Origin of the sequence: Parachryseolinea silvisoli (assembly GCF_021190955.1) — a bacterium.
Taxonomy (GTDB): domain Bacteria; phylum Bacteroidota; class Bacteroidia; order Cytophagales; family Cyclobacteriaceae; genus Ohtaekwangia; species Ohtaekwangia silvisoli.
Window position 1 is genome coordinate 1,339,610 of sequence record NZ_JAIOAO010000002.1, and the last position, 20,839, is coordinate 1,360,448.

Sequence of the window (20,839 nt, forward strand, 5' to 3'; positions counted from 1 at the left end):
TCAGTTTAGTCGTTTAGCAGCGGTTAATATATACATGTGGTGATTGGGATCCTTGTCGTTTAGTACCAATGTGCCTTCCAGGGTAATCGGTTTGGTAGTGAAGGGAATCTTGACGGGTGTTTGTACTTCGATGACGGTTTCCGGGCCGGCCGCCCCGCAGAAGAAACAGAGGTTGAACGGCAAGGACGAAAGCATAAATCGCCCTTGTCCGCCGAGCTCTTCCAGCGGAATGATATAACCCTTCAAGCTGATCTTTTTGTTGTTAAAGGCCTTCAACTGTGGGCTGAAGACAGGCACCTCGACATCGTATCCGCTCTTGTCCTTTCTGTTTTCAAACCGTACGTTGGCCAGGGTATCCCAGAAATTCTGTTCCTGCGACGCCACCGTGAGGGGCAGTAGGAGTAGGGACAGGAGAAGAGTCTTCATAACATTTCAATGATACGGATTTTTTGATGTTTTTGACGAAGACAAACGTTGCGGTATACCGCATCTCTAAAAAGTATATTTTCTACAACGTGTGTTTACCCGAAAAATCCGTTTTTGTTTGTTCGGGCTCTGGTAAACCTCGTACTTCGTAACTGCATTAGCGCATTACAGGCATGGGATTTTTGTTTGAATCGTTTGCCGGCTGGAAGCAGTATAGCGAACAGACGGGGTTACCGCTCCACCAGGTGGTATTGGAATATGAACATGAGCAGAAAGGCCGCCGGGAGGAAGAGACGTGGGAAGGCCTGGCACAGGCGTGGAGTGTCATGAAGGATGCTGTACGTTCAGGGCTTGAAGACGAGATGGTGTCGCGGTCGGGCATGATCAATAACGGCGCGAAAAAGGTATACCGCTATCCAACGCCGGTATTGTCGGTAGAGTTTCAGCAGTTGATCGCACGGGCACTGGCCGCGAAAGAAGTAAACTCGTGCATGGGCCGTATCGTGGCGGCTCCTACCGCGGGTGCCAGCGGTATCATGCCGGGGGTACTGTATACGTTACAAGACATTCATAAGATTGACGACCATACAATTTTAGAAGCCATGCTGATTGCAGCGGGTGTCGCGTTGATCATGGAACAAAAAGCATCGATCGCGGGGGCAGTCGGCGGATGTCAGGCCGAGACCGGCACTGCGGCGGCGATGGGGGCCGGGTCGATTGTACACTGCCTGGGCGGTGATACCGACCAGGTGTTTAACGCTGTGGCTATTACTGTACAATGTATGCTGGGCTTGGTGTGCGACCCCGTGGCGGGACTGGTCGAAGTACCGTGTGTAGTGCGAAATGCCAGCGCCGCGGCCATCGCCAACAGCTCGGCTCAAATTGCCCTGGCGGGTGTCAGTGCCGTAATACCCGTAGATGAAGTGATTGAGGCCATGGGCGAGATCGGCTCCAGCATGGAGACACGTTATAAAGAAACTGCACTGGGCGGCCTGGCGGCTACTAAGACCGGGCAGGCTATTGCCAAGCGGGTGCTGATACACGACATCGAAGTTTTGCCCGATGAAGTATAATGTCTTCCCGACTTATCGAATGACGTCGGGCAACACTTCGTTGCCAAAGAAATAGATCATGCTGCTAAAAAGCACCGACCAGAACGCGGCGCTGACAAACATATAGAAGATCAGCTTTTCTTTGGGGGTACCAAAGCTGATGGCCAATAAACACCCCCCGATGGGTGATAAAATAACCGGTGTCAGAATGGCCACACCCAGTAGCCCATACTTTTGCCACAGGACGACGACCTTACGGGTGCGTTTGGAGAACACGGGGCGTTTGGTTCGGACCCGTGCCACTTGCCGCCGCATAAAATCTCCAAAGAACGAAAAGAGTAACACCACGGTCATCATACCCGCCACCGTGACGAGAATGGTCGTGATAAGTGTCAGTCCTGCTGCATAGCCACCTATCGGTCCAAGAATAAACTTGAACATGCTTGAAAAATAGACGGGTATGACTTTCAGGATGGATTCCCACATAGGTGCTGTGTTGCTGTGTTGCCGTTCCGCGTTGTACTACAATTTTGTGCCATAGCTCAGGTCACCAGCGTCACCCAGTCCGGGGACAATGTAAAACTTATCGTTCAGACTTTCGTCGATGGCACAGGTCCAGAGGGAGTACGGTACGTTGACGTGTTGGGCCAGCTGCTTAATTCCTTCGGGTGCTGCCACCAGGGCGACGACGTGCAAATGCTGGGGTTGCCCGCCTTTTTTGGTCAGCAGATCGATGGCGTCGGTAGCCGAACGGCCCGTGGCCAGCATCGGGTCGACGAGGATAACTTCCCGGCCCGTCAACGCCGGGGTTGTGATATATTCCGTGCGTACAGTCAGTTCGTGGGCAAACTCGTCGCGGTAGGCACCGACGAACGCGGCGTCGGCCCGGTCGAAGACATTGATGAATCCCTGGAAATAAGGCAGGCCTGCACGCAGGATCGCTACCAGGAGCGGCTCCTGTTTCAGCACGTTGATCCGGGTTTTGTCTAGCGGGCCCTCCACGATACGGGTGCCGTACTGAAGCTTTTTAGAAACTTCGTAGGCCATGATCTCGCCCAGGCGCTCCATGTTTTTCCGGAAACGCATACGGTCGCGCTGAATGTCCCGGTCGCGTAGCTCGGCCAGGAACTGATTGGCAATTGAATTCTGTTCGCTGAGGTTGAAAACCATGGATGCGTTTTTTTCTAAGCAAAATTTAGGATAAAGTTGTAGATAAAAACGCTAAACTGTGCGCGAATGATACAAGAATTCAAGCTTTTAAAGCAGCTGTGCGAGGTACACGCACCCTCGGGCCGCGAGGTGGGCATGAAAGATTTTCTGCTGCGCTACATCGCCAAAGAAAGTAAGAAGTGGAAAGTGAAGCCCGAAGTATACCACGGCGAAGAATTTCAGGATTGTATCGTGCTGAAGTTTGGCAAGCCGCGCACCGCGATCTTTGCTCACATGGACAGCATCGGTTTTACCGTGCGTTACTTTAACCAGCTCCTGCCCATTGGCAGCCCCGATGCCGATGCCGGCACCGTGCTGGTAGGCGAAGACAGCCTGGGCGCGATTGAATGTGTGTTGGAATTCGACAAAGACAATCATGCCTTTTATTCCTTCGGCCGGCAGATAGACCGTGGCACGGAGCTTACGTACAAGGTAAATTTCCGTGATAGTAAAATGTATATCCAGTCAGCATACCTCGACGACCGCCTGGGTATCTACGCAGCGCTAAAAGTTGCTGAGACATTAAAGGACGGCGTCATAGTATTCACCTGTTGGGAAGAGCACGGTGGCGGCAGTGTACCCTACCTGGCCAAGTTCATTTATGAGCAGTGGCAGGTGCGCCAGGCATTGATATCCGATATTACCTGGGTGTCAGACGGCGTAGCGCCAGGCAAAGGTGTAGCGATCTCGATGCGCGACCGGAACCTTCCGCGGCGCAGCTTTGTCGATCGTATTATTGGCATTGCGCGCAAACGACAGGTGGATTTTCAATTAGAGGTAGAAGGCATGGGCTCGAGCGATGGCCGCGAGCTGCAGGTGTCGCCGTATCCGTTTGACTGGTGCTTTGTAGGCGCGCCAGAAAGCGGGCCGCATACGCCGGACGAGCGCGTGCATAAGCATGACATCCGTACCATGATCGAGCTGTACCAATGGCTGATGAAAGACCTGTAAAAATCACGCGGAACCACTGGTCTATTGGGTGTTACAATTTCTTTTATCTTTGTGCCCCCTTAGCGGGAGCACTATGCAAATAAAAGATCTGGAGTTTAAGCAATTCATCAATAAATCGAAGATTCAGGAGGCGATTCGTGGGCTTGCCCAGCAGATCAACACGGATTATAAAGACAAGACCCCGGTGTTTCTGCCAATCCTGAATGGTTCCTTTATTTTTGCCGCCGACCTCATTAAGCAGATCGAAATTTCGTGTAAAGTATCATTTGTAAAGGTTTCTTCGTATTCCGGCACAACAAGCTCCGGCCAGCTCAAGACGCTGATCGGCATGGATGCCAGCCTTTTTAACCACGACGTGATCGTGGTAGAAGACATTGTCGATACGGGCCAGACATTGCAAAAAATTATCGAAGAGCTGAAAGGCTTAGGAACAAAGTCAGTAGAGGTTGTGACGCTGCTACGCAAAGAGCCTGCCCGCGAAAAAATGATCAACGTAAAATATACGGGATTTGAAATCGAAAACGAGTTTGTTGTGGGCTATGGGCTGGACTACGATGGACTGGGGCGGAACCTGAAAGAGATTTACAAAGCCGTGAAGTAAAATGCAAGCGATTGTAATTCGTGCGTCATTCCGTATCTTGGGCGGCTTATGTAACCTAAATTCTTAAACGACAACACAGATCATGATCAATCTCATTCTCTTCGGCCCGCCTGGGGCTGGTAAAGGCACGCAGAGCGCCAAGCTCATCGAGAAATACTCGTTGACGCACATTTCTACCGGCGATCTGTTTCGTAAACACCTCAAGGAAGGCACGCCGCTCGGCAAGCTGGCCCAAGGGTATATGGATAAAGGAAACTTAGTGCCCGACCAGGTGGTGATCGACATGGTGGATGATAAGATCAAGAGCAGCGGTAACATTACCGGTATAATCTTCGACGGCTTCCCGCGCACCATACCGCAAGCCGAGGCGTTGGACAAACTACTGGCTTCCAAACAAGCTCCCATTAAGGTGTTGATAGAGCTTGTCGTGCCCGAAGATGAGCTGCGCACGCGCCTGGCCGACCGCGCCCTGAAAGAAAACCGCCCCGACGACGCCAAGCCGGAAGTGATCGAAAACCGCATTTCTGTATATAAGTCAGAGACTGTCGCAGTAGCGCAGTACTATAAAGAACATAAAAAATACGCCTCCGTTATTGGTGTGGGTAAGATCGACGAGATCTTTGTAAACATCTGTACTGAGATCGACAAAAGCTTACTGGTAAAATAATCCGACATCGTGTCTGCTCCGAACTTCATTGACTACGTTAAATTCTGCTCACGCTCCGGAAAAGGAGGTGCAGGCTGCCTGCACTTTCACCGCGAGAAGTTCATCCAGAAGGGTGGACCCGACGGGGGCGATGGAGGCCGGGGCGGAAGTATCATCTTGCGCGGCGACTCCCAGCACTGGACGCTCCTGCACTTGAAATACCGCAAGCATGTTATCGGCACCGACGGCAATCCGGGCGAAGAGCAAGACCGCACGGGCGCCTCAGGCAAAGACGAAATCATTCCCGTGCCGCTGGGCACGGTGGCCCGCGACGCCGAGACCGGCGAAATCCGTTGCGAGATTACTGAAGATGGTCAGGAATTCGTGTTGACGCCGGGTGGCCGCGGGGGCAAGGGCAATGCCTATTTTTCAACGCCCACACACCAGGCGCCCCAGCACGCGCAACCCGGGGAGCCCGGCATCGAAGAGTGGATCATCCTCGAGCTGAAGCTGCTCGCCGATGTAGGCTTGGTAGGATTTCCCAACGCCGGCAAGTCCACCCTGCTGTCGGTGGTGTCCGCCGCCAAACCCAAGATCGGCGATTATCCCTTTACGACACTTACGCCTAACCTGGGCGTTGTTTCATACCGCGAAGGGCTGTCGTTTGTCATGGCCGACATACCCGGTATAATTGAAGGCGCCGCCGAAGGGCGTGGGCTTGGTACTCGCTTCCTTCGCCACATTGAACGCAATTCCCTGTTGCTGTTCATGATCCCGGCCGATGCCAACAACATTCAAACAGAGTACGACATTCTGCTAAACGAGCTGCGCAAGTACAACCCCGAGCTACTCGACAAAAAGCGCATCCTGGCTGTTTCTAAATCAGACATGCTGGACGATGAGCTGAAGACCGAAATGAAACGAGAGCTGCCGACTGACCTGCCCGCGGTGTTCATCTCCTCCATCACCAACCAGGGCCTTGTCGAGCTCAAGGACCTGATCTGGTCACACCTACACTAGAAACCTCTTTTTCGCGATCCCCTGCCACTTCAGGCGTGCCCATGCGCTTTTCAATGGCATTTAAAACCCATCGGGTAGGTAAGGCACCTGCCTGCCGGACTGACTACCAAAGGTAGTTTTCCCAATTTCTCAGGAATGCCAGTTTGGCATGTGATAGCTTTGGCAAAATTGTTGACATTTGCCCCTTCATTAATTTGTAGTTACCATGCAACCAGAAAATAAGGACCAGCGCGAAGAATTCGATCAAAATCAGGAGACGATCTCTGAGAATACAGAAGAAATGGCAGAAGCTGTCAAAGGGGCTGACAATGCGGAGGAGGATTTGACGGGTGGCGCCGAAAATGGCGGCCTCGTCAAGGTACAGGCCGAGCTGGCCGAACAGAAGGACAAATACATCCGCCTGTATTCTGAATTTGAAAACTTCCGTCGCAGAACGGCCAAAGAAAAGATCGAAATGATTGCGTCTGCCAACGAGCAGTTGATCAAATCGCTTTTGCCGGTGGCGGACGACTTTGAGCGCGCCGAGAAATCGTTCAAGGATCGCAACGACAAAGAGTTGGAAGGCTTCTTCCTGATCTACAATAAATTTAAAAAAACGCTCGAGCAGTACGGCGTAAAGATAATGGAGCTGGGTCCCGGCTCAGACTTTAACGTCGACATGCAAGAAGCCATTACACAAATTCCTGCGCCCAATGAAAAGCTGAAAGGCAAGATCGTGGATGTTGTGGAGAAGGGTTATTTACAAAACGATAAGGTGATCCGGTTTGCCAAAGTGGTAATCGGAAGCTAATTCATATTACTTACATGTCTACCAAAAGAGATTATTACGAAATACTGGGCGTTAGCAAGACGGCTACTCCGGAGGAAATTAAGAAGGCCTATCGCAAAACGGCCATTCAGTTTCACCCGGATAAAAATCCCGGTAACAAAGAAGCTGAAGACAAATTCAAGGAAGCCGCCGAGGCATACGAAATCCTCAGTGACGCCGACAAGCGCGCGCGCTACGATCGTTTTGGTCATGCCGGTGCCAACGGTGGCGGAGGCTATGGCGGTGGCCACAATATGAATATGGAAGATATCTTCAGTCAGTTTGGAGATATTTTCGGTGGTGGCAGCCCCTTTGATAGTTTCTTTGGTGGTGGCGGCGGCGGTGGACGACGTCAGCGCAAGGGCTCGAACCTTCGCATCAAGCTGAAGCTTACGCTGGAAGAGATTGCGGCAGGCGTAGAAAAGAAAATAAAGGTTAACCGCCTGGTACGGGCAGAAGGGGTAACGTTCAAGACGTGTACTACCTGTAACGGCACGGGCCAGATCAAAAAGGTCGTAAACACCATGCTGGGTCAAATGGTCTCGGCTACGACTTGCTCTACCTGCGATGGCAGCGGCCAGATTCTTGACAAACGCCCTGCTGGCGTAGACAATTCTGGCCTTGTATCGAAAGAAGAAATCTTGTCGGTAAAGATCCCCGCCGGAGTTGGCGAGGGTATGCAGTTGGCCATGTCGGGTAAAGGCAATGAAGCTCCGGGCGGCGTAGCCGGCGATCTGCTCATCCTTATCGAAGAACAGGAAGACAAACAGCTGAAGCGCGACGGCAACAACCTGATCTACGAGCTTTATATCACGGTGGTGGACGCTGCGCTGGGTACATCGGTAGAGGTTCCTTCCGTCGGTGGCAAGGTGAAGATCAAGATTGAGCCAGGCACACAAAGCGGCAAAATATTGCGCCTACGCGGCAAGGGCCTGAAAGACGTCAATGGTTATGAGACCGGCGACCAGCTTATCTATGTGAATGTGTGGATTCCGAAAAAATTGACCGCCGATGAAAAGGCGAAATTGGAGAGCCTGCGCAGTGCGGTAAACTTTCAGCCACACCCGGATGCCAGCGATAAAGGATTTTTTGAAAGAATGAAGGAATACTTCAGTTAAACATCGCCATTCCCTTGGAAACCCTCGTTTAATACGTAGAACACGTACCTGGACGAGGGTTTTTCATTTTATTTATTGTTTAAACTTACAACCGTGTAACCTGTAGAGAGCAGGGCCGTAATAATTCACCATGCGTAAGAAGATTTGGCTAACATGTTGCGGAGTTGCGCTTGGCGGGATAGTTTTCGGCCAGATCAAAAAGCAGTTTACGGTCGAAGACGTCCAATCGTGCGAAAGCGTGCGTCTGAGCCTGCAAGCCAACAGCGGCAATTGCTACATCAAACCCAGCCAAAATCCCGAAATTCTCAACGTTTTTAGCAATCAGACCGAAACCGAATACGCACATAACTTTCGAAAAGAGATCAAAGGCAGAACCTGCGAAGTGCAGTTGAACCTGGAAGATAGCCAATCAAGCTCCCTGGGTGAGTCCATCTCCACCCACTTCTTTGGCGGTACCGAAGGCGGCGGCGACAAGCTGTGGAAGATGTACCTGACCGATATGAAGCCGTACCTGTTGGAGTTAAAATATGGCGTGGGCAATGCCAATGTCGACCTCTCCGGCCTGGCAATTAAAAAATTGAAAATAAGCTCGGGCAGTGCCAACGTAACTGTAGGCTACAATTCATCGCTGGAAAACCAGATCGACATGGACACGTTCATTGTAAAGGTGGACCTGGGCTCTGTTAACGTAAAAAATCTGAACCTGTCGCGCACACACTTTGTGCAGGCCGATGTGGGCTTTGGCAATGTAACGCTCGACTTCAGCAATAAGCCGTTGGTGCAGAATATCGTGAAAGGCAGCGTAGGCGCCGGCAACCTGTTGATCCTGATGCCCAGCGATGAAATACCGGTGTTGGTAAAGATTCACGACTCGTGGCTGTGCAGCGTAAAGATGCCCGGAAGCCTGGTAAAGATCAAGGAAAATACATTTGCCAACGCCGCGTACAGCAAAGATCCCAAAGGCGGCCTGACATTCGACCTGGATGTATCGATGGGCAGCATTGTGTTTAAAGAAACAAAAGAGGTTGAAGTAAAAGATCCCAAGTAGTTGTCGCCCGTCAGGGCTTTTATTTTTTTTCCCTTCCGGTAATTTTATCTTGTAAGCCGATACTAATCGGCCAAACAACCACCATCATTGGAAGCGCTTATTGCCCACGAGGTAACAAAACGGTATTCGCAGCACCTGGCACTGGATCGCGTAAGCCTGGCTATTCCGGCGCAGACGATCTTTGGTCTGTTGGGGCCAAACGGTGCCGGCAAGACCACCCTCATCCGCATCATCAATCAAATCATCCAGGCCGACGAAGGTACTATCACCCTCTTTGGTGAACGGTTACAGGAAAAACACATCGGTACGATTGGCTACCTGCCCGAAGAGCGGGGCCTGTATAAAAAGATGCGCGTCGGCGAGCAGCTGATCTATTTTGCACAGCTGAAAGGTCTGAGCCGCCAGGAAGCTGTTGCCCGCAGCAAGGCGTGGATCACAAAATTTGAGATCAAAGAGTGGTGGAATAAAAAGGTAGAAGACCTGAGCAAAGGCATGGCGCAAAAAGTGCAGTTTATCAGTACCGTAATGCACGAGCCGCGCCTGATCATTTTAGACGAACCCTTCTCCGGCTTCGATCCCATCAATGCACAGCTGATCACGAAGGAGATCCTCGAGTTGAAAGAGAAAGGGTGTACGATCATCTTCTCCACACACCGCATGGAAACTGTAGAAGATCTGTGCGACCATATTGCGCTGATCGATAAATCGAAGAAAATACTCGAAGGGTCCAAACGACAGGTCAAAGAGACCTACCGCACCCATACCTATACCGTTGAGCACCGGGGGGCGTTTGACCTGGATGCCGCGAAATACCGGTTAATCCAACAACGCATCGTGGAAGATAATTTCTATAAATCGGTTATTGCCGTAAATGACAACAGCGGTCCGAATCAGCTCCTCCGCGACCTGATACCGGTAACGGAAGTGCATAGCTTTATTGAAAAGATACCGACCATGAGCGAGATCTTTATCACGTTGGTGAAAGGAGGGAACCATGAATAAGATTTGGCTCATTATGAAACGCGAGTTTCTCACGCGCGTACAAAAGCGCTCCTTCCTGATCGCCACGATCCTTATACCGCTCATCTTTCCGTTGATCATGGGGATAACGGTCTATTTCTCGTCGGAGCAAAAGCGCCACGCCGAGAAAAAGGAGATTCAATATGTAGACGAGAGCGGTTTGTTTGTACCCGATACATCAGTTTTTCGCTTCAAGCCCTTTCCCGGTAATTTCAGCCAGGCCCGATTGTTACTGGATGCCGACTCCAACGCCGTAGGAACACTGCTGCATATTCCAAAACTGGACGTGATGCGGCCGGCGGGAATCACGTTGTATGGCAAGACAAATCTGAGCCCCTCGGACATTGCCAGCCTGGAGCAGATGCTGGAGGACCGCATCCGCGATGTTAAGATGAAACAGCTGAAGGTCGATCAAAAATTACTGGATGAGCTCAAGACCGACGTGTCGATCGAAGCCATTACAGTGACAGAAGGCGGACATGAAGAGGCCTCCGACTCGACCATATTGTTTGGCATGGGCATGGCCTGCGGCATCCTGATGTATATGTTTATCTTTATCTATGGTGCGCAGATCATGCAGGGCGTCATTGAAGAGAAATCCAGCAAAGTCGTCGAGATCATCGTGTCGTCGGTCCGGCCCTTCCAATTGATGATGGGTAAGATTCTGGGGCTGGCCTCGGTGGGCTTACTGCAGTTTTTGATTTGGATTATATTGATTACCGTGGTATCCACTACGTTGCTGACCTACTTTGGTGTGTCCATGCCACAGCAGCAGATGCTGGAGGAGGTAGGCCGGCAATATCCGGACACTGCCGCGGCACAAAACTACGCTGTCGCTTCGTTTATGAAGATCTGGGACCAAATACCGCTCACGTACGTCATCCTCAATTTCTTGTTTTACTTCCTCGGGGGCTACCTGCTCTACGGTGCGCTCTTTGCCGCGGTCGGTGCCGCGGTCGATAGTCCAGCCGAAGCACAGCAATTTATGTTCCCCATCACCATCCCGATGTTGATTGCGTATCTGAGCTTGTTTGCCTTTGTGTTGGAAGATCACGATAGCGCAATCAGCGTGTGGCTGTCGATCATACCGTTTACAGCGCCTATCACCATGATTGGCCGGTTAGGCTTCGGCGTGCCGTGGTGGCAGTTGCTATTATCGCAAGGATTGCTGATCCTGGGCTTTATATTTACCACCTGGGCCGCAGGCAGAATCTACCGCATCGGCATTTTGATGCACGGTGCCAAAGTGAATTACCGCGTACTGCTGAAGTGGTTTTTGATGCGAAACTAGCATGAGTAAAAAGTCTTCAATACCGGGACTGGCATTTTATCAGAACAATTCCGCCGCCAAGTGGATCGTGCTGGGCGTCGCTGTCCTGATCAGTGGAGGATCCATTTATTATACTAAAATACTTGTCGACCAGCTGAAAGGCCGCGAGCGGCAGCAGGTGCAACTATATGCTAAAGCAATAGAATATACCGCCAACGAAGACGATACCGGCGGCGATGTAAACTTCATTGCGCAAGAGATTCTCTTTCAAAACAACTCGATCCCCATCATACTGGCCGACGAGAAAGGTAACGTTCTGTCATACCGCAACCTTGACCTGGTAGAGACCTGGTCCACCAAACGCAAGGATGCTTTCCTGGCCGACGCCATGGAAACCATGAAGACGACCTACGAGCCCATCACCGTCACGTTGCGCGATTCCCAAACAGGGGAGGTGTTTGGCGTACAATATATTTACTATAAGAATTCTTTCCTGTTGATTCAGCTGATTGCCTATCCCTACATTCAGTTGTCCGTCATCGCAATCTTTGCTTTCATTTCCTATCTGGCGTTTAGCTACTCCAAGGCAGCCGAGCAAAACCGGGTGTGGGTAGGCCTGGCGAAAGAGACAGCCCACCAGTTGGGTACACCGCTGTCGTCGTTGATGGCATGGGTGGAGGTGTTGCGGGAAGATCCTGCCATAAACCAACGGGGTATCGTAGAGGAGCTTGAAAAAGATGTGTACAAACTGCGGATTGTGACCGAGCGGTTTTCCAGCATTGGTTCGGTGCCTACACTGAAACGTGAGAACATCGTGTCGCTGGTTAATAATGTCGTAAATTACCTTCGACCACGTGTTTCTGCCAAAATACGCATTGAAGTATTTACCCTGTCAGACCATATCGATGCGGATGTGCATGCACCGCTGTTTGAATGGGTCATTGAAAACCTTTGCAAAAATGCGGTGGATGCGATGGGGAACTCTGGTACCATTGCTATTAAGGTCCTGCGGGGCAACGAAGGCAAGGTCTTTATCGATGTGTCGGACACGGGCAAGGGTATACCCCGGTCGAAAATCAGTATGGTGTTTCGGCCTGGCTTTACTACAAAAAAACGGGGCTGGGGCCTGGGCCTTGCGCTGGCCCGGCGCATTATCGACACCTACCACAACGGTAAGATCTTTGTAAAAAGCTCGGAAGAGAGCCAGGGAACTACGTTCCGCATCGTGCTAAATGCGGCACCGGAGAGCTTTGTGCAAGGGCCGCTGCCGACAGCTTAAAAAGGAGGAATAATTCAGCTGGCGCTCTTTGTTCTTTTTGCCCAAACGGCTACTTTTGCGGTCGATTTCAGAACCCTGAATCAGACCCTGAATTCGAAAACAACATACAATGGCAAATATTGGAAAGATCACCCAGGTAATTGGCCCAGTCGTAGACGTCGCCTTTGACGGCGAAGGGGCAAAGTTACCCAACATCCTGGACTCCCTTATAGTAATGAAAGGTGACGGTACCAAAGTCGTTTTGGAGTGCCAGCAGCACCTTGGCGAAGACCGCGTTCGTACCATCTCCATGGAAGGAACAGAAGGCCTTGTGCGGGGAATGAAAGTGGAGGATACCGGCTCGCCAATTCGCATGCCGGTGGGTGACGATATTAAAGGCCGTCTTTTCAACGTAATCGGTGAGGCCATTGACGGGATCAAGCAACCAAAAGGTACGCAGTCCCTGCCCATTCACCGTTCGGCGCCCCGTTTTGAGGATCTTTCCACGGCGACCGAAGTACTGTTCACCGGTATTAAAGTTATCGACTTGATCGAGCCCTACGCAAAGGGTGGTAAGATTGGATTGTTTGGTGGTGCCGGTGTAGGCAAGACCGTATTGATCCAGGAACTGATCAACAACATCGCAAAAGCATATTCTGGTCTCTCTGTATTTGCCGGTGTGGGTGAAAGAACCCGCGAAGGAAACGACTTGCTGCGTGAAATGATCGAAGCAGGCATCGTGAACTACGGTGAAGAATTTAACAAGTCCCTGCACGCCGGTGGCTGGGATCTTTCCAAAGTAGACGAAAAAGGTCTGGCTGACTCGAAGGCAACCTTCGTGTTCGGACAGATGAACGAGCCTCCCGGAGCGCGTGCGCGCGTGGCCCTGTCGGGTCTGACCGTAGCGGAATATTTCCGCGATGGTGATGGCAAAGGTAAAGGCCGCGACATCCTGTTCTTCGTAGATAACATCTTCCGTTTCACACAAGCAGGTTCTGAAGTATCGGCCCTCCTCGGCCGTATGCCTTCCGCCGTAGGATATCAGCCTACCCTGGCAACCGAAATGGGTGCCATGCAAGAGCGTATCACATCGACTAAAAATGGTTCTATTACTTCTGTACAAGCAGTATACGTGCCGGCCGATGACTTGACCGACCCTGCGCCGGCAACGACCTTCGCTCACTTGGACGCTACTACCGTATTGAGCCGTAAAATCTCCGAGCTGGGTATCTACCCGGCCGTAGACCCGTTGGACTCTACCTCACGGATTTTGCGTCCGGAGATCGTAGGCGACGAGCACTACGACTGCGCACAGCGCGTGAAGAGCATTCTGCAGCGCTACAAAGAACTGCAAGACATCATCGCCATCCTCGGTATGGACGAGCTTAGCGATGAAGACAAGCTGGTCGTAACCCGCGCCCGCCGTGTGCAGCGCTTCCTGTCACAGCCTTTCCACGTGGCAGAAGCCTTTACCGGTCTGAAAGGTGTGCTCGTAGACATTAAAGACACCATTAAGGGCTTCAACGGCATCATGGACGGTCACTATGACCACCTGCCGGAAATGGCCTTCAACCTGGTCGGCAGCATCGAACAAGCTGTTGAGAAAGGCGAGAAGATCATGGCCGAAGCCAGAGGATAATATTCATTTCAGGTTTCAGGTACGGCCTGCAAGCAACGCTGTACCTGTAACCTTTAACCCGATACAAATGCACCTGGAAATATTAACTCCCGAGAAAAAAGTATTTGAAGGCGAAGTGTCCATCGCCACCTTTCCTGGCGAGGATGGCTCCTTCCAGGTGATGGATCACCATGCACCCCTCATCAGCTTGCTGAAAGCTGGCACCGTAGAGTACAAGGGGAAAGAAGGTGCGCACCAGATTGCAGTTACCGGCGGGGTTGTGGAAGTGTTGAAAAACAAAGTTATCGTGCTGGCAGACAGCGTGGTGGGATAGTCTTACGCCAAACAGGTATAAAAAAAGAGACTGCTTTTGGAAGCAGTCTCTTTTTTTATGGGTATGTGCGGCACATACTATTGACGCACCAGCCATTTGATCAGGAAGACCACGCCAATCACAATCGAGATCACGCCCAGAACCCAGAAGGCCTCGTTTACGCCGCCAAAGAGTGTCAGCGTCAGACCGACGGCACCAAAAATGATCGCCAGCTTCAGGTCGTTGTCCATTACCTGCACCGCCTTTTCTGCAGCGCCCTTATCGCCTGCTTTCACGGCCTTTACATACGCTTTTACCTGGCTCTTGATCTCCCGGCGAAACTCCCGCTTCTCGTCCTTCGTCATGGCTTTATACCGTTTGGACAGGTTGGCGGCGGCTTCCCCGGCCGCCGGGGCTTTCAGCGCCGGCTCGGCCAGCGTAATGGGAGTGGCCTCAGTGCTGGCCACCAGGGTGCTTTCATTTAAAGACAGCGGGCTGATGGGTTGTGCTTCTTCGGATAAGAGTTGCAGCTGCGGTGCATTGGCCTTCCGGCCACTGTTATAATCATAATGATCAAAGTGATAGGCATACCGGGGCGACGAGCATGCCGCAAAGAGCAGCGCTGCCGCTACCAGGAGTGGATAATTTCTCATAAGGCTTCTTACTTGTTTGTTTTCCGGAAGCCGGAAAATATCCTGCCAAGGAAGCGCTTCTCAAATTTCCAGAAAAAGTCGAATTGGCCGAATAAAAAGCCATACGCCAGGAGCACGACGTTATAGAGCGGTAAGATGAAAATATAGTATAAAACGGTCACCAGGGTTGAGCCGGCAGCAGACTCACCAAACAAAAAAAGCAGTAAAGGCCTCTTGATGAGAGCGATCGTGATACCTGTGCAGGCAAACACCACCAACACGACCACCACCTGAAAGATGCTGCCGAGTTGCCAGCGTTGTCTGAGTTTTTCAATCCACGAACTGTTATTCATAACGGTTAAATTTAGCGGAAATATCTCCACAATTCCTCGTCGGGTATCGGTGCCTCGCACGATACCGGTTCCTTCTTTACCGGGTGCATAAAGGTCAGCTTACGGGCGTGCAGGCAAATGCTGCCATCGGCGTTGGGCTGGGAAGCACCATACTTTACATCGCCGGCAATGACACAGCCCATGCTGGCCAGTTGCACACGTATCTGATGCGACCTGCCCGTGATAGGATGTACTTCCAACAGCCAATGCCCTGCGGCGCCGGTCAACACGCGGTAGTGTAGCTCCGATCGCAATGCACCCGGTGTTTCTTTACGGTAGGCCGTGGTTTTGTTTTTCACTTCGTCCTTCTGCAGCCAATGCACCAACGTGCCTTGCTGCTCCGGCGGCTTTTGCCCGACGATAGCCCAGTATATCTTGGTCGTCTCGCGCATGCGGAACAGCTCGTTCATACGCTCCAATGACTTGGAGGTACGCGCCAGTACAACGACACCGCTAACGGGCCGGTCGAGCCGGTGCACCACGCCCAGAAATACAGCGCCGGGCTTATCGTACTTTTCTTTGATATAGGCCTTGCAAAGATCGACCAGGGGTGTGTCGCCCGTCGCATCGCCCTGCACCAGGATGCCCGACCGCTTGTTGACGATCAACAGGTGGTTGTCTTCGTAGAGTACGTCAAAGGGCTCTTGCATACCGGATAAGGTGTACTAGAACTCGGACGTGAAGTGAAATTCAATGTCGGGGAAGTTGTCCTGCACCATCTGCAACCAGCCACGCGACTCCGCCATAAAGACCAGCTTGTCGTCTTTGTCACGGGCAATGTGCCGCTGCTTCGAATCAACAAACTCTGCCAGCTTCTGCGGATTCTTACTGCTGATCCAGCATGCTTTATAGATGTTCTGCGGCACAAATTGTGCCGTGGCGTTATACTCGTTTTTCAGACGGAACTGAATGACTTCAAACTGCAGGGCCCCTACAACACCCACCACTTTGCGTTTGCCAAGCTCATACGTAAACAGCTGCGCAACGCCTTCTTCCATCAACTGCAGCAAGCCTTTTTCAAGCTGCTTGGTTTTCATAGCGTCCATGTTCACCACTTCTTTGAAGATCTCGGGTGAGAAGCTTGGGATACCGGTATACATGAACTTTTCACCTTCGGTGAGTGTGTCACCGATCTTGAGGTTGCCGGTATCAAAGATACCGACGATGTCGCCTGGCCAGGCTTCTTCTACCGTTTCGCGGTCCTGTGCCATGAAGGCCGTGGCGTTGGAGAAACGCACGCTCTTGTCCTGACGTACGTGGAAGTAGTTGTTGCCGCGTTCGAACTTGCCCGAGCAGATGCGTAGGAAGGCAATGCGGTTCCGGTGCTTGGGATCCATGTTGGCGTGGATCTTAAAGATAAAGCCGGAGAACTTTTTCTCCTCAGGCTCGACAATCCGCACCGAGGTTTCACGTGGTATAGGATGTGGCGCCAGGCGAATGAACGCATCAAGCAATTCTTTCACACCGAAGTTATTCACCGCGCTGCCAAAAAATACAGGCGCCACCCGGCCATTCAGGTATGCGTTTACGTCAAACTCGGGATATACGCCTTCGATCAACTCGATGTCGGCGCGTAGTTGTCTGGCATTGTTTTCACCGACGTAGTCGTCCACCACCGTGTCCGTGATATCTTTTATTTCGATGCCTTCTGCAATCGTGGTCTTGCTGGAGGTAAAAAGGTGGAGGCTCTTTTCGTAGACGCTATAGACTCCTTTAAAATTCTTACCCATGTTGATGGGCCAGCTGAGCGGTCGCACTTTGATGTTGAGCTTTTCTTCAATCTCGTCCAGTAGTTCGAACGGGTCGCGTCCTTCGCGGTCCAGCTTGTTGATGAAGCAGATCACGGGGGTGCTGCGCATGCGGCAAACCTCCATCAGTTTTTCTGTCTGAATCTCCACGCCCTTGACACAGTCGATCACCATGATCACACTGTCCACGGCCGTGAGGGTCCGGTATGTGTCTTCGGCAAAGTCCTGGTGACCCGGGGTGTCGAGCAGGTTGATCTTGACGTCTTTATAGTTAAAGCCCATCACGGAGGTGGCGACGGAGATACCGCGTTGCTTTTCGATCTCCATCCAGTCCGACCGGGCGTGGTCCTTGATCTTGCTGGATTTCACGGCGCCGGCTTTTTGAATGGCGCCCCCAAAGAGCAGCAGTTTTTCTGTCAACGTGGTTTTGCCGGCATCCGGGTGACTAATAATGCCAAAGGTTCGGCGTTTGGCGATTTCCTGTTCTAAGCTCATGGGTAATAATTCGGTCGGCAAAGGTAGGAGAAAAGAAGAATAAGATACGGCGGGAAAGAAATGTGAAAGTGCTATTTTGAAGCAAAATCTTTAGGGTATGAAGTATAGAACGTTTGGCCGCACCCAGTGGCAGGTAAGTGAAATCGGTTACGGCATGTGGGGCCTGGCAGGCTGGTCGGGCTCTGACATGAAAGAAGTGATGCAGTCGCTAGGCCGTGCAATCGACCTGGGCTGCAACTTTTTTGACACCGCCTGGGCCTATGGCAACGGCAAAAGTGAGAACATCCTGGCAGACATTTTAAAACAGTATGCCGGTAAGCGGCTGTACGTCGCCACGAAGATTCCCGCCAAAAATTTTACCTGGCCGTCTCGGCCATCGTTCACCCTGGAAGAGTGCTTCCCGGCGTCACACATTATTGAATACACGGAAAAAAGTTTAAAAAATCTCGGTGTCGATTGCATCGATCTGCAGCAATTCCACGTGTGGGAGGACGGTTGGGCCGGCCACGACGACTGGAAGAACGCGGTCGAAAAGTTGAAGCGCGAGGGGAAAGTGAAGCACTTTGGCGTAAGCGTAAACCGCTGGGAGCCTGACAACGTGTTGAATACGCTGCGCACAGGCTTGATCGACTCGGTACAGGTCATCTATAATATTTTTGACCAGGCGCCGGAAGACAACCTCTTCCCGTTGTGCCGCGAGCTCGGCGTCGGAGTCATTGCCCGCGTGCCGTTTGACGAAGGCACCCTTACGGGCATGCTGACAAAAGAGACGGTCTTCCCTGCCGACGATTGGCGGTCCACGTATTTTGTGCCGGAAAACCTGAATGCCAGCGTAGACCACGCAGAGGCATTGCGGCCGCTGATCCCCGCGGGCATGACCATGGCCGAGATGGCGTTGCGGTTCATTCTGGGCAACGACGACGTGCACACCATCATCCCCGGAATGCGGAAAATCCGTAACGTGGAGGCCAACATTGCGACGAGCGATGGCCGGGGGCTGCCAGAAACGTTGCGTCAGACATTGAAAGGACACCGCTGGGACAGAACGCCCACATCATGGTCGCAATAGAAGATTGGACCTGTCATTGTGTCATTTTATTGGGGAGAAAATTGGGTTGGCATAACCATTGAAGAAGGGGGTTGTACAACCTTAAAAACAACAGAAAGAAAATATCATGGGAAAGATTATTGGAATAGACTTAGGAACCACCAACTCGTGCGTAGCCGTAATGGAAGGCAACGAACCCGTGGTGATCGCCAACAGCGAGGGTAGAAGAACCACACCTTCTATAGTCGCTTTCCTGGATAACGGTAAGGGCGAACGTAAAGTAGGTGATCCTGCTAAACGCCAAGCTATTACCAATCCTCAAAATACAGTTTCCTCGATCAAACGCTTCATGGGTAAGAAGTTTGATGAGGTAACAGGCGAAAAGAAAATGGTATCGTACCAGGTAGAAGGTGGCAACAACAACACGGTACGGGTACGTATCGGCGACCGCCTCTACACACCGCAGGAAATCTCTGCTATGATTCTTCAAAAAATGAAGAGCACCGCAGAAGACTACCTGGGCACCACTGTAACAGAGGCCGTTATTACTGTACCTGCCTACTTTAACGATGCTGAGCGTCAGGCTACCAAAGAAGCCGGCCAGATCGCAGGCCTGGATGTAAAACGGATCATCAACGAGCCTACTGCTGCTGCGCTGGCGTACGGTTTGGATAAGAAAAACAATGACATGAAGATCGCCGTCTACGACTTGGGCGGTGGCACATTCGATGTTTCCGTCCTCGAGCTTGGCGACGGCGTGTTTGAAGTAAAATCTACCAATGGTGATGTGCACCTCGGTGGTGACGACTTCGATATGCGTGTCATGAACTGGCTGGCCGATGAGTTCCATAAAGAAGAGAACGTCGACCTGCGTAAAGACCCGATGGCACTGCAGCGTTTGAAAGAAGCTGCTGAAAAAGCGAAGATCGAGTTGTCCAGCTCACAAGAGACTGAGATCAACCTGCCCTATATCACATCGGTAGACGGTGTGCCCAAACACTTGGTGAAAAAACTCAGCCGCGCGAAATTCGAGCAGCTGGTAGATGACCTGGTGCGCAGAACACTGGAGCCTTGCCGCCTCGCGATAAAAGATGCTGGTATTAACGTATCAGAGATCGACGAAGTAATCCTGGTCGGTGGTTCTACACGTATCCCCCGCATCGTGGAGGAAGTAGAGAAGTTCTTCGGTAAGAAGCCTTCGAAAGGTGTTAACCCGGACGAAGTAGTAGCCGTAGGCGCTGCGATCCAGGGTGGTGTATTGACCGGTGAAGTAAAAGACGTACTGCTGCTCGACGTAACCCCGCTGTCGCTGGGTATCGAAACGCTGGGTGGTGTGATGACCAAACTGATCGAGTCGAACACAACTATTCCTTCGAAGAAGTCGGAGACATTCTCCACAGCGGCTGACAGCCAGCCTTCGGTAGAGATACACGTGCTGCAAGGTGAACGTCCGATGGCGAAAGACAACCGTAGCATCGGTCGCTTCCACCTCGACGGTATCCCGCCGGCACCGCGCGGCATCCCGCAAATCGAAGTAACATTCGATATCGATGCCAACGGTATCCTGCACGTATCGGCTAAAGACAAAGGCACCAACAAGGAGCAGAAGATCCGCATCGAAGCTTCTTCGGGCCTGACGGACGCCGAGATCAACAAGATGAAGCAGGAAGCACAGGCAAATGCCGATGCCGATAAGAAAACGAGAGAGCGTGCTGAGAAAATCAACCAGGCTGACTCACTGATATTCCAGACGGAGAGCCAGTTGAAAGAATACGGCGACAAGCTTTCTGACAGCAACAAGGCTGCGATCAACAGTGCACTCGAGAAGCTGAAAGAAGCACACAAGGCGCAAGACCTGGCAGGCATCGAAAACGGTGTGAACACACTGAACACAGCATGGCAGGCCGCTACGACGGAGATGTATCAGAATACGGGTGGTGCTCCTGGTGCAGCACCGGGCGCAGGTGCCCCGGGCGGTAATGCTTCGAACAATTCGACTGACAACGTATCGGATGTCGAATACGAAGAAGTAAACGACAAGAAATAATCTTGAGAAGTTAGTTTAACATAGTAAATGGTTTGGAAGGCCTTCCCCACGGAAGGCCTTCTTTTTTTACCCCGAAAATGCGGCTTACGAACGCCCTTTCGTTTGTAACGGATTGAAAA

At 51.7% G+C, this 20,839-nt stretch carries 22 protein-coding genes; 15 read left to right on the forward strand and 7 right to left on the reverse strand.

The features are described from left to right. Entirely contained in the window at nt 1–426 is a 426-nt protein-coding gene (locus K7P01_RS15580) for a hypothetical protein (RefSeq protein ID WP_267294580.1), read from the reverse strand. A 173-nt stretch (nt 427–599) separates the two neighbouring features. Between K7P01_RS15580 and sdaAA the strand changes: the two genes are divergently transcribed. Continuing rightward, nucleotides 600–1,499, forward strand: coding sequence for an L-serine ammonia-lyase, iron-sulfur-dependent, subunit alpha (gene sdaAA / locus K7P01_RS15585; protein ID WP_267294582.1), 900 nt, complete (start codon nt 600–602; stop codon nt 1,497–1,499). Nucleotides 1,500–1,511: 12 nt separating this feature from the next. On the opposite strand, the gene K7P01_RS15590 is transcribed toward sdaAA, so the two are convergent. Further along, nucleotides 1,512–1,964 (reverse strand): hypothetical protein, encoded by a 453-nt coding sequence (locus K7P01_RS15590; RefSeq protein ID WP_267294584.1) that lies wholly within the window; start codon nt 1,962–1,964, stop codon nt 1,512–1,514. Nucleotides 1,965–2,000: 36 nt separating this feature from the next. Next, nucleotides 2,001–2,648, reverse strand: coding sequence for a uracil phosphoribosyltransferase (gene upp, locus K7P01_RS15595; protein ID WP_267294586.1), 648 nt, complete (start codon nt 2,646–2,648; stop codon nt 2,001–2,003). A gap of 66 nt (nt 2,649–2,714) precedes the next feature. Here upp and K7P01_RS15600 point away from each other — a divergent pair, with 66 nt between their 5' ends. The 12 genes from K7P01_RS15600 to atpC all read left to right on the forward strand — a co-directional run bounded on the left by K7P01_RS15600 (nt 2,715) and on the right by atpC (nt 14,379). Next, a complete protein-coding gene (locus tag K7P01_RS15600) occupies nt 2,715–3,638 on the forward strand; it encodes a M20/M25/M40 family metallo-hydrolase (protein ID WP_267294588.1) in 924 nt (307 codons plus the stop codon). 73 nt (nt 3,639–3,711) lie between these two features. Next, the gene (hpt, locus tag K7P01_RS15605; RefSeq protein WP_267294590.1) at nt 3,712–4,239 is read left to right on the forward strand and encodes a hypoxanthine phosphoribosyltransferase; all 528 of its coding nucleotides are present in this window, start codon (nt 3,712–3,714) and stop codon (nt 4,237–4,239) included. Nucleotides 4,240–4,321: 82 nt separating this feature from the next. Further along, nucleotides 4,322–4,906 (forward strand): adenylate kinase, encoded by a 585-nt coding sequence (locus K7P01_RS15610; protein ID WP_267294592.1) that lies wholly within the window; start codon nt 4,322–4,324, stop codon nt 4,904–4,906. 9 nt (nt 4,907–4,915) lie between these two features. Beyond that, nucleotides 4,916–5,905 carry a GTPase ObgE gene (obgE, locus tag K7P01_RS15615; RefSeq protein WP_267294595.1) on the forward strand — a complete coding sequence of 330 codons (990 nt, stop codon included), beginning with the start codon at nt 4,916–4,918 and terminating at the stop codon, nt 5,903–5,905. A 205-nt stretch (nt 5,906–6,110) separates the two neighbouring features. Beyond that, the gene (locus K7P01_RS15620) at nt 6,111–6,695 is read left to right on the forward strand and encodes a nucleotide exchange factor GrpE (RefSeq protein ID WP_267294597.1); all 585 of its coding nucleotides are present in this window, start codon (nt 6,111–6,113) and stop codon (nt 6,693–6,695) included. 14 nt (nt 6,696–6,709) lie between these two features. After that, entirely contained in the window at nt 6,710–7,831 is a 1,122-nt protein-coding gene (gene dnaJ, locus K7P01_RS15625; RefSeq protein WP_267294599.1) for a molecular chaperone DnaJ, read from the forward strand. A gap of 130 nt (nt 7,832–7,961) precedes the next feature. Then, on the forward strand, nt 7,962–8,879 hold the full coding sequence (locus K7P01_RS15630; protein ID WP_267294601.1) for a hypothetical protein: 918 nt from the start codon (nt 7,962–7,964) through the stop codon (nt 8,877–8,879). A gap of 87 nt (nt 8,880–8,966) precedes the next feature. Further along, entirely contained in the window at nt 8,967–9,881 is a 915-nt protein-coding gene (locus K7P01_RS15635; protein WP_267294603.1) for an ABC transporter ATP-binding protein, read from the forward strand. After that, nucleotides 9,874–11,190 (forward strand): ABC transporter permease, encoded by a 1,317-nt coding sequence (locus K7P01_RS15640; protein ID WP_267294605.1) that lies wholly within the window; start codon nt 9,874–9,876, stop codon nt 11,188–11,190. Before K7P01_RS15635 ends, K7P01_RS15640 begins: the two co-directional genes overlap by 8 nt. A gap of 1 nt (nt 11,191) precedes the next feature. Next, nucleotides 11,192–12,448: a sensor histidine kinase gene (locus tag K7P01_RS15645; RefSeq protein ID WP_267294607.1), complete on the forward strand. Its 1,257-nt coding sequence runs from the start codon at nt 11,192–11,194 to the stop codon at nt 12,446–12,448. 109 nt (nt 12,449–12,557) lie between these two features. Then, nucleotides 12,558–14,066 carry a F0F1 ATP synthase subunit beta gene (gene atpD, locus K7P01_RS15650; RefSeq protein ID WP_267294609.1) on the forward strand — a complete coding sequence of 503 codons (1,509 nt, stop codon included), beginning with the start codon at nt 12,558–12,560 and terminating at the stop codon, nt 14,064–14,066. Between the two features lie 67 nt (nt 14,067–14,133). Further along, nucleotides 14,134–14,379, forward strand: coding sequence for an ATP synthase F1 subunit epsilon (gene atpC, locus K7P01_RS15655; protein WP_267294611.1), 246 nt, complete (start codon nt 14,134–14,136; stop codon nt 14,377–14,379). A gap of 77 nt (nt 14,380–14,456) precedes the next feature. Here the strand turns inward: atpC and K7P01_RS15660 are convergent, their stop codons facing one another. The 4 genes from K7P01_RS15660 to K7P01_RS15675 are packed head-to-tail and all read right to left on the reverse strand — an operon-like array spanning nt 14,457 to nt 17,625. Further along, nucleotides 14,457–15,011, reverse strand: coding sequence for a hypothetical protein (locus K7P01_RS15660; protein ID WP_267294614.1), 555 nt, complete (start codon nt 15,009–15,011; stop codon nt 14,457–14,459). Nucleotides 15,012–15,019: 8 nt separating this feature from the next. Next, on the reverse strand, nt 15,020–15,343 hold the full coding sequence (locus K7P01_RS15665; RefSeq protein WP_267294616.1) for a DUF6787 family protein: 324 nt from the start codon (nt 15,341–15,343) through the stop codon (nt 15,020–15,022). Nucleotides 15,344–15,354: 11 nt separating this feature from the next. Further along, a complete protein-coding gene (locus tag K7P01_RS15670; protein ID WP_267294618.1) occupies nt 15,355–16,032 on the reverse strand; it encodes an RluA family pseudouridine synthase in 678 nt (225 codons plus the stop codon). Nucleotides 16,033–16,047: 15 nt separating this feature from the next. Then, entirely contained in the window at nt 16,048–17,625 is a 1,578-nt protein-coding gene (locus K7P01_RS15675; protein WP_267294620.1) for a peptide chain release factor 3, read from the reverse strand. 97 nt (nt 17,626–17,722) lie between these two features. Here K7P01_RS15675 and K7P01_RS15680 point away from each other — a divergent pair, with 97 nt between their 5' ends. Both K7P01_RS15680 and dnaK read left to right on the forward strand, forming a co-directional pair. After that, complete coding sequence (locus K7P01_RS15680) at nt 17,723–18,694, forward strand: aldo/keto reductase (protein ID WP_267294622.1); 972 nt, start codon at nt 17,723–17,725, stop codon at nt 18,692–18,694. 106 nt (nt 18,695–18,800) lie between these two features. Continuing rightward, nucleotides 18,801–20,720, forward strand: coding sequence for a molecular chaperone DnaK (gene dnaK / locus K7P01_RS15685; protein WP_267294624.1), 1,920 nt, complete (start codon nt 18,801–18,803; stop codon nt 20,718–20,720). The last annotated feature ends 119 nt before the right edge of the window (nt 20,721–20,839 follow it).

Coding starts and splice junctions, on each gene's coding strand:
- K7P01_RS15580 (WP_267294580.1), bottom strand. CDS start 426: ATGAAGACTCTTCTCCTGTCCCTACTCCTACTGCCCCTCACGGTGGCG.
- sdaAA (WP_267294582.1), top strand. CDS start 600: ATGGGATTTTTGTTTGAATCGTTTGCCGGCTGGAAGCAGTATAGCGAA.
- K7P01_RS15590 (WP_267294584.1), bottom strand. CDS start 1,964: ATGTGGGAATCCATCCTGAAAGTCATACCCGTCTATTTTTCAAGCATG.
- upp (WP_267294586.1), bottom strand. CDS start 2,648: ATGGTTTTCAACCTCAGCGAACAGAATTCAATTGCCAATCAGTTCCTG.
- K7P01_RS15600 (WP_267294588.1), top strand. CDS start 2,715: ATGATACAAGAATTCAAGCTTTTAAAGCAGCTGTGCGAGGTACACGCA.
- hpt (WP_267294590.1), top strand. CDS start 3,712: ATGCAAATAAAAGATCTGGAGTTTAAGCAATTCATCAATAAATCGAAG.
- K7P01_RS15610 (WP_267294592.1), top strand. CDS start 4,322: ATGATCAATCTCATTCTCTTCGGCCCGCCTGGGGCTGGTAAAGGCACG.
- K7P01_RS15620 (WP_267294597.1), top strand. CDS start 6,111: ATGCAACCAGAAAATAAGGACCAGCGCGAAGAATTCGATCAAAATCAG.
- dnaJ (WP_267294599.1), top strand. CDS start 6,710: ATGTCTACCAAAAGAGATTATTACGAAATACTGGGCGTTAGCAAGACG.
- K7P01_RS15630 (WP_267294601.1), top strand. CDS start 7,962: ATGCGTAAGAAGATTTGGCTAACATGTTGCGGAGTTGCGCTTGGCGGG.
- K7P01_RS15640 (WP_267294605.1), top strand. CDS start 9,874: ATGAATAAGATTTGGCTCATTATGAAACGCGAGTTTCTCACGCGCGTA.
- K7P01_RS15645 (WP_267294607.1), top strand. CDS start 11,192: ATGAGTAAAAAGTCTTCAATACCGGGACTGGCATTTTATCAGAACAAT.
- atpD (WP_267294609.1), top strand. CDS start 12,558: ATGGCAAATATTGGAAAGATCACCCAGGTAATTGGCCCAGTCGTAGAC.
- atpC (WP_267294611.1), top strand. CDS start 14,134: ATGCACCTGGAAATATTAACTCCCGAGAAAAAAGTATTTGAAGGCGAA.
- K7P01_RS15660 (WP_267294614.1), bottom strand. CDS start 15,011: ATGAGAAATTATCCACTCCTGGTAGCGGCAGCGCTGCTCTTTGCGGCA.
- K7P01_RS15665 (WP_267294616.1), bottom strand. CDS start 15,343: ATGAATAACAGTTCGTGGATTGAAAAACTCAGACAACGCTGGCAACTC.
- K7P01_RS15670 (WP_267294618.1), bottom strand. CDS start 16,032: ATGCAAGAGCCCTTTGACGTACTCTACGAAGACAACCACCTGTTGATC.
- K7P01_RS15675 (WP_267294620.1), bottom strand. CDS start 17,625: ATGAGCTTAGAACAGGAAATCGCCAAACGCCGAACCTTTGGCATTATT.
- K7P01_RS15680 (WP_267294622.1), top strand. CDS start 17,723: ATGAAGTATAGAACGTTTGGCCGCACCCAGTGGCAGGTAAGTGAAATC.
- dnaK (WP_267294624.1), top strand. CDS start 18,801: ATGGGAAAGATTATTGGAATAGACTTAGGAACCACCAACTCGTGCGTA.